The sequence below is a fragment of the Syntrophomonas wolfei subsp. wolfei str. Goettingen G311 genome (genome assembly GCF_000014725.1).
Lineage (GTDB): Bacteria > Bacillota > Syntrophomonadia > Syntrophomonadales > Syntrophomonadaceae > Syntrophomonas > Syntrophomonas wolfei.
This window is the reverse complement of record NC_008346.1, coordinates 902,142-915,241: the sequence shown is the minus strand read 5'-3', so window position 1 is coordinate 915,241 and position 13,100 is coordinate 902,142. Positions and strand designations below refer to the sequence as shown.

At 45.4% G+C, this 13,100-nt stretch carries 10 protein-coding genes; 9 read left to right on the top strand and 1 reads right to left on the bottom strand.

Going from position 1 to position 13,100, the window contains the following annotated elements:
- Positions 1-43: 43 nt before the first annotated feature.
- Complete coding sequence (locus tag SWOL_RS04050) at positions 44-1,252, bottom strand: molybdopterin molybdotransferase MoeA (RefSeq protein ID WP_011640228.1); 1,209 nt, start codon at positions 1,250-1,252, stop codon at positions 44-46.
- 247 nt (positions 1,253-1,499) lie between these two features.
- Here SWOL_RS04050 and SWOL_RS04045 point away from each other — a divergent pair, with 247 nt between their 5' ends.
- The 9 genes from SWOL_RS04045 to SWOL_RS04000 all read left to right on the top strand — a co-directional run bounded on the left by SWOL_RS04045 (position 1,500) and on the right by SWOL_RS04000 (position 12,585).
- Positions 1,500-3,419, top strand: coding sequence for a molybdopterin biosynthesis protein (locus tag SWOL_RS04045; protein ID WP_011640227.1), 1,920 nt, complete (start codon positions 1,500-1,502; stop codon positions 3,417-3,419).
- Between the two features lie 337 nt (positions 3,420-3,756).
- Positions 3,757-6,963 (top strand): formate dehydrogenase-N subunit alpha, encoded by a 3,207-nt coding sequence (gene fdnG, locus SWOL_RS04035; protein WP_081424778.1) that lies wholly within the window; start codon positions 3,757-3,759, stop codon positions 6,961-6,963.
- A gap of 2 nt (positions 6,964-6,965) precedes the next feature.
- On the top strand, positions 6,966-7,766 hold the full coding sequence (locus tag SWOL_RS04030; RefSeq protein ID WP_011640224.1) for a 4Fe-4S dicluster domain-containing protein: 801 nt from the start codon (positions 6,966-6,968) through the stop codon (positions 7,764-7,766).
- On the top strand, positions 7,766-8,455 hold the full coding sequence (locus SWOL_RS04025; RefSeq protein ID WP_011640223.1) for a formate dehydrogenase subunit gamma: 690 nt from the start codon (positions 7,766-7,768) through the stop codon (positions 8,453-8,455). Before SWOL_RS04030 ends, SWOL_RS04025 begins: the two co-directional genes overlap by 1 nt.
- Before the next feature lie 111 nt (positions 8,456-8,566).
- Complete coding sequence (locus tag SWOL_RS13485) at positions 8,567-9,394, top strand: formate dehydrogenase accessory protein FdhE (protein WP_011640222.1); 828 nt, start codon at positions 8,567-8,569, stop codon at positions 9,392-9,394.
- A 219-nt stretch (positions 9,395-9,613) separates the two neighbouring features.
- Complete coding sequence (locus SWOL_RS04015; RefSeq protein WP_011640221.1) at positions 9,614-9,823, top strand: hypothetical protein; 210 nt, start codon at positions 9,614-9,616, stop codon at positions 9,821-9,823.
- Positions 9,820-10,068, top strand: a complete 249-nt coding sequence (locus SWOL_RS04010; protein ID WP_011640220.1) for a type II toxin-antitoxin system HicA family toxin — start codon at positions 9,820-9,822, stop codon at positions 10,066-10,068. Before SWOL_RS04015 ends, SWOL_RS04010 begins: the two co-directional genes overlap by 4 nt.
- A 61-nt stretch (positions 10,069-10,129) precedes the next feature.
- A complete protein-coding gene (locus SWOL_RS04005; protein WP_011640219.1) occupies positions 10,130-10,636 on the top strand; it encodes a PAS domain-containing protein in 507 nt (168 codons plus the stop codon).
- Positions 10,597-12,585 (top strand): sigma 54-interacting transcriptional regulator, encoded by a 1,989-nt coding sequence (locus SWOL_RS04000; protein WP_011640218.1) that lies wholly within the window; start codon positions 10,597-10,599, stop codon positions 12,583-12,585. The genes SWOL_RS04005 and SWOL_RS04000 overlap by 40 nt, the downstream gene beginning before the upstream one ends.
- Positions 12,586-13,100: the final 515 nt, after the last annotated feature.

The following is a 13,100-nucleotide window of genomic DNA, read 5'->3' as shown; positions in this document are numbered from 1 at the left end:
TTTGGGCATGAGATTGACAACAACCCCGTCCCCTTGACAACTTTTAATATAGATAAACCCTTGTATTTTCGCCCTTGACCAGGCCTTGCTTTTCATAGGGAATATGGATAAAACCGCTGGCCTGGGATAGGATATTCATCAAACCCGATTTGCCTAGCAACGGAAGGGCCAGTTTTTCCCCCTTCTCTTCCCGCAGTTCTACCGGGACAAAGTCATCCCGGCCTGCCTGTGATGATAGATTAAGCTCTAAACGCGCATCAATACTTAAAGGTGGATAAGGGCTTAAAGCAGGTGCACATACAATATGAAACATCATCAAGGCTGAAACCGGGTGCCCGGGAAGACCGATGACCATCTTATCCCCTATCTTAACAGCCAGGGTAGGTTTACCTGGTTTAACCGCAATGCCATGGAAAAGCATTTCCGCCTCGGGAAAGGATAAGAGGACATCCAGGGTTACATCCATTAGACCTACCGAGCTTCCTCCCGACATAATCAGCAAATCATTCTCCCTCAACCCTAATTCCACCGTATTTTTTAAAACCTTAAAATCATCCCTAACCAGAGGATAATTATGGGGAATAGCACCACAGTCCTTGATAGCTGCTGCCAGTGCATGCGAGTTTACATCCCTTACTTTACCTATCGTTGGGGTCTCCTCAATAGGAACGATTTCATCCCCGGTGGAAATTAACCCAACCCTCCAGGGCTTAAATACCGGTAATTCACTAATCCCCAGGGAAGCAAGCAAACCGATATCCTGCGCCCGTAAAAAGCTGCCCGCGGAAAAAATAACTTCTTCCTTTTTTATATCTTCGCCTTTTTGCATTATGTTTTCCCAGGGTCCTACCGGTCGGTAAACCAAAACAGTATCCTCTCCCAGCTTTTCCGTATATTCAACCATTACCGCTGCATTACTTCCTGCTGGAAGCATTCCCCCGGTGGGAATCCAGCAACACTGTCCCTTTTGTAAGCTTAACCCGGCATCTTGCCCCATCTTTACTTCTCCCACATAGTCCAAATAGGCCGGCAGCGATTCACTGCTACCAAAAGTATCCTCAGCCAGAACCGCATAACCATCAACTACTGTACGGTGAAAAGCAGGCAAATCCTCCGGGCTCTGCACATCACTGGCGAGAACCCGCCGCTGTGCTTCCGTTAAATAGACCCTTTCCTTCCCTTGCCGGGGAAAGCATTCTATGATTTTTTGCCGGGCTTCCTGAAAACTAACTACTTTTAAAAATTCAGCCACTCTTTCACCTCATCTGCTATGCTAGCTAAAAGTCTAAACAAAATTCCGTAATAATCTTATCCTAATTATACTTTACCGAATTTTGCCGTCAAACACACTAATATGGTCTTAACTACAACTATAAAGGAGTTAAACAGCAAAATCAAAGTCGCGGTTTAAATATTTTGTCTAAATACCATTGCTGGGGTAAAATAATCAAAAGTAATAAGGCAGTCAGAAGCCGTGATTGGATAAAGGAGATAGAACTATGCAGCGGAAAATCTATATTGAAAACATACCTCGCGAACAGGCCTTGCAGAAGTTTTTACAAGCGCTGGAGCAAGAAAATTACTTTAAAATCGAGAGCGAAGAAGTAGATGTGCTCTCCAGTCATGGCCGTATTACCAGTCAGGCCGTATATGCCCATAGATCTTCACCTCATTATGTAGCCTCGGCCATGGATGGGATTGCCGTAAAGGCTTCCAGTACCTTTGCCGCCAACGAAGTTAACCCCATTAACTTAAAGAAGGATCAGGATTATATCGAAGTAGATACCGGTGACTATGTTCCTCGCCAATTTGATGCCGTAATAATGATAGAAGAGGTTAACTTTTTAGACGGCTATGCCCAGATAATTAAACCCGCCGTACCCTGGCAGCATATCCGTTCCGTAGGTGAAGACCTGGTAACCCACGACATGATGGTTCCTGTTTTTACCAGAATAGGTCCTTACGAAATAGCATCCATCCACACCGCTGGTGTGGAAAAGATACCGGTGGTAAAAAAACCGCGGGTAGCAATTATTCCTACTGGTACCGAACTGGAGGAAAGAGCCTCTGATGATATGGAAGCAGGTAAAATCGTAGAATCGAACAGCCGTATGCTTTCCGCATTCTGTGCAGAGTGGGGGGCTATTCCCTTGCGTCATAACATTGTGGTGGACGACCCCGACTTATTGAGACAGGCGGTAATGAAAACCAAGGATAATGCTGATATACTGGTAATTTGTTCCGGTTCTTCCGCCGGTCGTGAAGATTATACTTCTACTATTATAGAAGAGTTCGGCCAGGTTCTGATACATGGAATAGCTACCCGCCCGGGAAAACCAGCCATTCTGGGGATTATTGATGGCAAACCGGTTATTGGTGTACCTGGTTATCCGGTATCTGCTCAATTGATTTTCAACCTCTTCGCCCGCCCCGTTATTTTTAAAAAACAGGGATTGGTACTGCCAGATGCAGATAAGGTTCAGGCTCATGTATCCAGAAAGATAGCATCATCCATGGGAGTGGATGAGTATATATATGTAAACCTGGCACGCATCAAGGACAAATATATGGCTTACCCGCTAAACCGAGGTGCCGGCATTAGTAGCATCCTGGTTAAGGCTGACGGAGTCATTTGCGTCGAGAGGGGTAATGAAGGATTGCAGGCAGGAGAATCTTGCCCGGTATCTTTGCTGCGTCCCCGTAAACAGGTTGAACATAGCCTTATTGCTATAGGCAGCCATGATATGACCATTGATATCCTTGGTAATTTACTCCAGAGACAATATGGTATACGCCTGGTTTCCAGCAATGTTGGCAGCATGGGAGGTATAATGGCCCTGCGCCGGCAGGAAACCCATTTTTCTGGTATTCACCTGCTGGATGCAGAAAACGGTGAATATAATCGGAGTTACCTAGAAAAGTACCTCCCCCAGAAGAACTGGATTTTGCTTAACCTGGTCAAACGCCAGCAAGGATTAATTATAAAAAAGGGTAACCCCCTGCAAATATTGGGACTACAAGATCTGTTACGGAGTGATGTTCGTTATATTAACCGGCAAAAAGGAGCCGGCACCCGGATACTTTTTGACTACCTATTGGCTCGCGAAAGAATTGATAACGAGGCCATAAACGGCTATAACCGTGAGGAATATACTCATTTAGCGGTAGCCGCTGCAGTTAAAAACGATGCCTGTGATACCGGTATGGGGATTTATGCCAGTGCCCGGGTCCTGGATTTGGATTTTATTCCCTTAAGCGAAGAACGTTTTGACCTCTGCATTCTCCCTGATTTAATAGGAGAACGGGAACTAGACTTGCTTCTTAATAGCATCAAATCACCAGAATTTCGCCAGCAAGTCAGCGATTTTGGAGGATACAATCTGGAGGATTCAGGCCAGATAATACATTATAATAATTAATTTTAATCATTACTTATTATAATACTATTGGATAATGTATTAATTTGCAGGAAAACTGGATTTTTATGTCGAAATATAATTGGAATGTAGTTGAACATTCTGAATAATCTCAGGTTCGGCCAAAAGTAATAAAAGAGGAGGGGGGAAAATTATATATATTTTAACCCTGAATTGATATCTATTGTCACTATTGCCTTAATTTTATGTATATAATCTATATTTGGTGGTTAAAAATATAGATTTATACATTTATTCAGGGTGTCTATATTTGGTCCAAGGTGCTATAATCTTTACAGCAAGAAAATTTAATAAGTGGGGAAAGGAGAGTGTGGTTTCTATGAAGGTTACCCGCAGGCAATTCCTAAAGGTAACCGGGGCTACAGCTGCTAGTTTTGCATTAGTTGACCTGGGTTTCGATCTGCAAGCAACAGCATCAGCAGCAAAAGAGCTGAGAATTAAAAATGTAACCCCGACACCTACGGTTTGCCCTTACTGTGCCTCAGGATGTGGCCTGGTAATTTACGCTGAACGGGACGCCAATGGGAATTTTGTAAAATTACTCAGTGTGCATGGTGACCCGGACAACCCGATTAACCAGGGGGGAGCTTGTTCCAAGGGTGCTGCAATGTTTAACCTCCGGGAAATCTACGATGAAAGAACCGGGGAACAAATGATTAATCCCAAGAGGGTGCAAAAACCTTTATACCGGGCTCCTGGTAGTGACAAGTGGGAAGAAAAAGATTGGGATTGGATGTTAGATAGAATTGCTGAGAAGATTAAAGAAACCCGTGACAGCAATTTTATCCACAAGGAAAAACTAGAAGATGGCAGTGAAATAATCGTCAACCGGACGGAAAGAATCGCTTCCATCGGTGGCTCCGGTCTGGACAACGAGGAATGCTATATCTTATCAAAAATGATGCGCGCCCTGGGTGTGGTTTATCTGGAAACCCAGGCCCGTATCTGACACTCCGCTACGGTCGCAGGTTTGGGACCATCATTTGGACGCGGAGTAATGACTAACCATATAGTAGACCTGAAGAATACCGACTGTGCTCTGATTATGGGCAGCAATGCCGCCGAAAACCATCCCATCAGCATGAGGTGGCTACTAAAAGCTAGAGAAACTCGGGGTGCTAAGATAATTCATGTTGACCCCCGCTTTACCCGTACCTCAGCTCGCTCGGACATCTATTGTCCCATGAGATCAGGTACCGATATCGCTTTTCTGGGCGGAATGATAAAGTACATTATCGATAACGAGCTCTACCACAAGGATTATGTGGTCCATTATACTAATGCCTCTTTCCTGGTAAAAGAAGAGTTCGGTTTTGAAGATGGGTTATTTACCGGATATGATGCGGAAAAACGGAAATATGATGTGAGCAGCTGGGATTACCAGGTGGATGAAGCCGGTCTTCCTCTTACTGATCCCACCCTGCAAGATCCTCGTTGTGTTTTTCAATTAATGAAGAAACACTATGAGCGCTATGATATTGACACTGTCTGCAAGATAACCGGGACTCCCAAAAACAAATACCTGGAAGTTCTTAACACCTACTGTGCTACCGGTGCTCCGGACAAGACCGGTAATATAATGTATGCCATGGGTATTACTCAGCACACCGTGGGCAGCCAGAATGTCCGCTCCTTTGCTATGGTTCAGCTATTGCTGGGTAATATGGGAAGACCCGGTGGCGGCGTCAACGCCCTGCGCGGAGAGAATAATGTTCAGGGTGCTACCGATATGGCCCTGCTCTTCCACATTATCCCGGGCTATATTGATTCGCCTATGAATACAGCGGCTAATAAAGATTTGCTTTCTTTTATCAGGGCTCAAACCCCTGGTGCCGCCAAGTTACCTTTTACCAATTTAGAAGAGTTCAGAGCTCTGGTTAAGGCGGGATTCCCCAATTCCGGTTTCAAGATTAATACATCCAAATGGGTGATCAGTCTCTTGAAAGCCTGGTGGGGCAAAGCCGCTACAGCGGATAATGATTTTGGCTATCATTATTTGCCTAAACGGGACGGAAATAAAAACTACTCCCATATCGCCCTTTTCGAGGCCATGCACCGGGGCGAAATTGATGGACTGTTTGTAAACGGTACCAACCCGGTAGTCGGTGGTCCTAACGCCAACAAGGAACAGGAAGCTCTAACCAAATTGAAATGGATGGTTTCCGTTGACCTGTGGTTGAATGAAACCGCTGATTATTGGACCTACCAGGGCTGGGAAAGAACCGTAAAAAATCCCAATGTACCAACCTATACTCCAGCCGATATTCAGACAGAGGTATTTTTCCTACCGGCAGCTGCTGTCTATGAAAAAGAAGGTACCGCCGCCCAGACCGGTCGTTGGGTACAGTTCCGCTGGAAAGGAGCCGATCCGGTGGGTGAATCCAAAGCTGACCTTTGGATATACAACGAGCTGGGCAAGAGAGTCAAGAAGCTCTATGCTGGCAGCACCAAACCCCAGGACGAACCCATTGTCAACCTGGACTGGAACTATGATGACGAAAATGGTCATGACGATATCATGAAAGTAGCCCTGGAACTCTGCGGCTACAATGTTGCTGACGGCAAGCCGGTAGAAGGTTTTGCCAAGTTGAGTGATGATGGCTCAACTGCCTGTGGTTGCTGGGTTTACTGCGGTGCTATGACCTATAAAGACGGCAAGATTATTTATAAGACCCAGAACCGAGACAATAAAGACAACTCCAAGACCGGACTGGGCCTGTTCTCCAACTGGGCCTGGGCCTGGCCGATGAACCGTCGTATAGTTTATAACCGCTGCTCGGTTCAGCCGGATGGAATGACTCCCTGGCCCGGCGATGCAGATCGCCAGCTAATTCGTTGGGATCCAACCATTCCTGCGGATCCGAAGAAACCCGAGGCCCTGGGCAGCTGGGTAGGCGATGATGTACCTGACTTCCTCAAGCCTACCAGTCCTGATAAGCCGGCCTTCACCGGTCCCTTTATCATGCGTCCCGAGCTAAAGGGCTGCTTGTTTGCACCCAAGAGTGCTATGAAGGACGGCCCCTTCCCCGAGCACTATGAGCCCTGGGAAAGCCCGACGGAAAATATTATGAACAAACAGAACCTGAACCCGGCTACCAAGGTATGGGAACCCGATAAACAAGGTACCTCTGATAAGTATCCTATTATAGGAACCACCTACCGGGTGGTCGAGCACTGGCAGACCGGAGCCTTAACCCGTAACCTGCCCTGGTTGGCAGAGCTTATGCCCGACATGATGGTGGAATTGAGTGAACAGCTGGCCAAAGAAAGAGGTATAAAGAATGGTCACAAGGTGATTATTTCCACCACTCGTGGTGATATTGAGGCTGTTGCTTGCGTTACCAAACGTTTTAAGCCCTTTATTGTTAATGGCAAAACAGTTCATGAAATCGGCCTCTTATGGCATTACGGTTTCAAAGGCTATGCTACCGGCGATCCGGCCAACCGTCTGACGCCGCATATAGGTGATGCCAATACCATGATTCCGGAATACAAAGCATGGCTATGCGACATAAGGAGGGCTTAAGGATGGCTAATTTAACAAATCTTTATGATGTTAGCAAATGTACAGCATGTCGCGGTTGCCAGGTAGCTTGTAAGGACTGGAATCAGCTTCCAGCAGTAATTGAACCATTTAAAGGCAACTACCAGACCCATAAAGACACCAATGGTGACACTTACACCATTGTTAAATTTATGGAATACGAGGATCCGGTTGATGGTGTACAGTGGAATTTTCTCAAATACCAGTGTATGCACTGTTTCGATCCCGCATGCATGAAGGTTTGCCCGCGGCAGGCTTATTCCAAAACCGAATGGGGAGCAACCTTCCATGACCCGGACAAATGCATTGGCTGCCAGTACTGCACTTATGCCTGTCCCTTTGAGGTCCCTAAATACCGCAAGAGAGAGGATAAGATTACCAAGTGCACTCTCTGCGTTGACCGGGTGGAAGCTGGACTTACCCCGGCCTGTGCCCGCACCTGCCCGACCGGCGCCTTAACCTTCGGGCCCCGGGACGAGCTGTTGCAGGTAGCGGAAGAGAGAGTAAAATTCCTGAGAGTCAATGGCTTTCCCAATGCCACCATTTACGGGAAACTGGAGCTGGGAGGCCTGAACAAACTTTATGTTCTGACCGATACACCGGACAAATTTGATTTACCTCTAAACCCCAAAGTATCCGGCAATACCGTATTTTGGCAGGATTGGATTCAACCTTATTTTGGCTGGCTGATACCGCTGGCTCTCGCCGGCTCTGCCACCAGTTTCATTACCACCAGGCTTTTAGCCAACAAACATGGTGCACATGGCGAAGGGGGGCATGAATAATGGCACTGATACCCGAATATAGAGCTGATGTCCCCAGAGTGGAAAGGTTTAACTTCCTGGCCCGTTTCTCCCATTGGGGACACACGGTAACCTTCCTGCTCTGTCTATTTACCGGTCTGGTTCTTTTCCTGGACGGAGTTAATTGGCTAGCAGCCATATTTGGCGGCTATGCCGGAGCCGGATTAGTGCACAGAATAGCAGCGGTCGGTATGACCATAGTAATTGTAATTGGCGGAGTCTTTGGCTTTAAGGGCGTTATTGAATGGATTAAGGACCTCTTACGCTTTGGGAAGAATGATATTATATTTGTCATGAAGTTCCCCCTGGAGTTCCTGGGATTTCCGGTAAAAATGCCGCCCCAGACCCGTTTCAACGGTGGTGAAAAGGGCAACTCCATGTTGACCCCCACCAGTGTTATGTTGCTGGTACTGAGCGGTTATATCATGTGGTTCCCGGCCATATTCCCAGGCGGACTGGTAAGAGTGGCTTATTGGACCCATGACATCGCCATGGTTCTCGCCACTTTCATGGTCTGCATGCACGGTTACCTGGGTTCCTTCCACCCCGGTTCAGGCGAATCTTTCTGGGGTATGTGGAAAGGCACCGTCAGAGCCGACTGGGCTCAGCATCATCATGCTATCTGGTATGAGGAAGCCTACGGCGATAAAGATCAAGATAAGGCCGAATAAGAGTTTACGTTTTATACAAAAAGGGGGAGAAAACTCCCCCTTTTTGCTTTACTTGCCCCGTCTTTTAGGGCATACTGTATAAACGAGAATTAATGTTAGAGGTGATTAAAATTGTTTGAACATAAAATACCGGTTTCCCTGCCTGATGGTTATGTCGATTTTTTTAAGAACCTGGAAAGCTGGGAAAATGAAGAGCTAATAAAGCTGAGAAATGTCTATGCACCATCACAGCTAGATATTTTAAGAATGCTGGACGAAACTAAAAAACCCTTAATTCTACAAGTTAATCCCCATATTGAAGCTGATACTTACCGTGAAGTATTTGAGCGGCTACTGGACTTTTTAAATTCCACCCGTCCGGAAATTGGCCCCCAACTTGCTCTTATTAAAAACAACCTGGATAAAGTCAATTTCGAGAACATTATATCTTCCTTTATCACCATGCAAACAACAGAAATAGAAAAAGCCGCGGAAACGGCCGCTATCCCTGGCGAATTATTTTTCTTTGTAGTAGACCATGCCCTGCGCCCGTTTTTGCGTATATTTGCCGAACCTTACCGCAATGATTTGGTTAGCGAGCACTTATATTGGGATTTCTCCTCCACCTGCCCCGTTTGCGGAAGCAAATCCCATTTTAGTAGGTTGCAATCAGAAGACGGGCAGCGCTTCATGTTTTGTGATCGCTGTTTTTCTGAATGGAAGGTCAGGTATCTCTTTTGTGTACACTGTGGCCATGACCGGCCGGGAGATATCCGTTATTTGAATGTTGAAAACGATGAAGCCTATAAATTATACCTTTGTGACAACTGCAAAGGATATCTCAAAACCTTTGATGAGCGTCCCGGCGGGGATATGGTTGACCTTTTTATTGCCAATATAGAAACCATTTACCTCGATATCCTGGCCCAGGAAAAAGGCTACACCAGCCATGATGAATAAAAATTTCTACGGGAACGGTTATCAAAGAGTTCAATCAGCATTTTGCAAGATAAATAAGGCTCAACCACTGGAATAAAGCTGGTAGTTGAGCCTTAAATAATAACCGTCAAATCTAATTGCCCGGAAGAACGAAGTCGCTGTCAGGCAAAGCTTTATATTTCAACACTTCCTTTTTAAGTGGTACAATTGAATATAATGCTGCATAAGGAAGGTGATCCAATGGATAAAGAAATCATATTCCTGGTTGAAGAAGCTCCAGAGGGTGGTTATGTAGCACGAGCACTCGGCCATTCCATATTCACAGAAAGCGACACGCTGGATGCCATTAGAGAGGAAATTAAGGATGCTGTTCGTTGTCACTTTGACGAAGGCCATATTCCTCGTATAGCTCGATTGCATTTCATCAAAGAAGAGATTGTAGCTATATGAGGATACCGCGCGATATTGACGGCAAATCCCTGGTCAGGCTTCTAGCAAGATATGGTTATGAAGTGACAAGGCAGACTGGCAGTCACATCCGCTTGACATCAAAAATTTGTGGCGAAGAACATCATATGACAATTCCAGATCATAATCCCCTAAGAATAGGAACACTAAATGCCGTATTGGGGGATATTGCAAACTATTTGAATGTAAGTAAGGATGAGTTAATCAGAGACATTTTTTTTAGCTAGGCTAAAAATTATGTAAAGTAATTTCATTCTTTTTTTGTTGCAAAAAAGGAGGCCTTTCAAGGTGCTGGAATTAAATTTTGAAACTATTAACGGAACCCTGGTAGAAAGCCCCTACATGGCTTTGGTAACCGTTAATAAAGACGGATACATTACATTGATGAACGAAACATTCCTGGACTTGCTGGGTCTTAAAAAGGAGCAAGCCATCGGAAAACATGTCTTGGAGGTACTGCCACACTCCGAACTCCCGGATATACTAAAAACCGGAAGAATAGATAAAGCTGATATCTGGCCCATTAATGGCAACGACACCGTTGTAACTCGTTTTCCCCTGATAAAAGACGGTGAAATCGTAGGCGCAATGGGGCAGAGTTTTTTTCTGGATATGTCCGGGGCCAGGATTTTGATGCAAAGACTACAAGAAACTGAAGAAGAATTTCAAGCTTTTTCCGAAGCTTTGATTGAAAACCCTTATTTAGTCTATGTAGCCGTAAATAAAGAAGGCCTCATCACTTTGATAAACCAAACTTGTCTGGATGCCCTGGGTATGGAAAAAAAGAAGTTATAGGCCGCTATATTCTTGATATAATACCCGAATCCCGCCTGCCGGAAGTTCTGCAAAGCGGGCGTATACACGAAGCTGATATTTGGAGCGTTAACGGTCGTGATACCATTGTCACCCGCCTGCCCATTATCAAGAATGGCAAAATTATTGGCGCCATTGCCAAAAGTCTTTTTCTGGACGTGTCCGGAGCCAAAATGATGTTAAAAAAGCTGCAGGAAACCCAGCAAGAATTTCAGGCTCTATTCGAAGCCTTGATTGAAAGCCCTTATATGGTCTATGTTATCGTGGACAAGAATGGTTTTATCACCAATATGAACAAAACCTATTTGGATGCTTTAGCTTTGGACCGGGGTGAGGTGGTAGGAAAACACATCTTAGAAATAATACCCGAATCCAAACTACCCGAAATTCTTAGTACCGGGCGCATAGACAAAGCTGACATCTGGCCCATTAACGGGCGTGATACAATCGTGACCCGCCTCCCTATTATAAAGGATGATAAAATTATCGGTGCCATTGCCAAGAGTCTTTTCCTGGATATGTCCGGGGCCAGGATTTTGATGCACCGCTTGCAGGAAACGGAAAAGGAGTTCCGGGCTATCTCCGAAGCCCTAATTGAATGTCCTTATATGGTTTATGTCATAGTGGACAAAGACGGCATCATCACCTCCATCAACCAGACTTACCTGGATGCACTGGGTATGGAAAAAAGTGAGGTAGTGGGAAAACATATCAGCAAAATAACCCCCACTTCCCTCTTGCCGGAAGTGCTTAAAACCAGGCAAATAGATCTGGCCGATATCTATACCATCAACGGGCAGGACACTATAGTAACCCGGTTGCCTATTATCAAAGACGGGGAAATAATTGGAGCCATTGCCCGGAGCCTGTTTATGGATATCTCCGGCGCCAAAATCCTCATGAACAAATTACAGGAAACCAAAAAAGAACTTAATATTTATAGAGAAGAACTGCGGCAGGGCTACCAGGCCAAATGGCAATTTAAAGATTTAATCGGCCAATCACCCGCCTTTTTAAAAGTTAAATCAGTGGCCGAACAAGTATCCCATAGCGTTTCCACCTTGCTCATAACCGGTGAAAGCGGTACCGGCAAGGAATTATTTGCCCATGCCATTCACAACTCCAGCGACCGGAGCAGCTATCCCTTTGTCATGATAAATTGTGCCGCCTTGCCCGATAGTCTCCTGGAGTCCGAGTTGTTTGGCTATGAAGAAGGAGCTTTTACCGGAGCCAGGAAAGGCGGAAAACCCGGCAAATTTGAATTGGCCATGGGTGGAACCATTTTCCTGGATGAAATAGGCGATATGCCCTTAAGCATGCAGACCAGGCTATTAACCGTATTACAGGACCGTATGGTAGAAAGAATCGGCGGAACCCGGCCCATTTATATTGATGTGCGGGTAATAGCCGCTACCAACCGTGATCTGGAAGAATTGGTGGCCAATAATAAATTCCGCCAGGACCTTTATTACCGCTTAAATGTAGTCCGCCTGGACATCCCCCCGCTGAGAGAACGCAGCGAAGATATTCCCCTCCTGGCAAAAAATTTGATAAAAAAGATTAACCAAAAATTAGGTACCAAAATCAATAAGATTTCCTATAAAACCATTGAACTTATGCAGAATTACGGCTGGCCCGGCAATGTACGGGAATTAGAGAATCTGCTGGAGAGAGCCCTCAACCTGGCGGATATGAACCGGGAAAACAGCATCACCATAAAGCACTTCCCTCTTATGGTGGAAAACACTTATTTCCGGGATGAGCCGAATCCCTCTACCCTTCCGGACGCCATTGAACAACTGGAAAAACAGCTGATTATTCAAGCGCTGGAGAAAACCAACGGCAATAAAATGCAAGCCGCCAAAGTTCTGGGTATTTACACTTCGGCACTTTACCGGAAAATAAGCAAATACGGCCTGGATGAGCTGTAAGATAGATTAGCGCAGTACCCCTTGAGCCGCGAGACAAGCCGCAGGTGTTGACCATGTGAAGCGCCCTCGGGCACAACTGATGCTCCCTGCGGTCGCTTTTAAGGTTGCTGATCAGGATATTTATACATGCCAATGAATATTAATACCAGCCCATATCCTCCTATTTTGAGGGGGTTAAAACCGGCAGCGCTTTTTACCGCCCTGTAAGCCGCATCATGCCGTATTAGCGTTTGCGAGTTCCGCATATAAGCAGCATCAAATATTGCCCCCCTGCTCCCAGCATATTAATTTGGGAATTTTCCGCCTAATGCTGCATTCTAGCCCATTACAAGCATTTCCACCTCTTATTTGCACCCTATTTTGATATGAAAAACAAAAAAATATACTCCCTTAAAAAAATGGCGGCAATTTTTAAAAGTGCGAAATACCGCCTTTTTGCCCTGTTGTTTTCTCTTTTCAAATACTTGGCATCATTCTTGCTTTGTATATAAAGAGAAATCAAGGACCATTTCGCT

Excerpts from the sequence above, each read along its gene's own strand:
- SWOL_RS04025 (WP_011640223.1), top strand. The coding sequence starts at position 7,766 with ATGGCACTGATACCCGAATATAGAGCTGATGTCCCCAGAGTGGAAAGG.
- SWOL_RS04030 (WP_011640224.1), top strand. The coding sequence starts at position 6,966 with ATGGCTAATTTAACAAATCTTTATGATGTTAGCAAATGTACAGCATGT.
- SWOL_RS04045 (WP_011640227.1), top strand. The coding sequence starts at position 1,500 with ATGCAGCGGAAAATCTATATTGAAAACATACCTCGCGAACAGGCCTTG.
- SWOL_RS04010 (WP_011640220.1), top strand. The coding sequence starts at position 9,820 with ATGAGGATACCGCGCGATATTGACGGCAAATCCCTGGTCAGGCTTCTA.
- SWOL_RS04015 (WP_011640221.1), top strand. The coding sequence starts at position 9,614 with ATGGATAAAGAAATCATATTCCTGGTTGAAGAAGCTCCAGAGGGTGGT.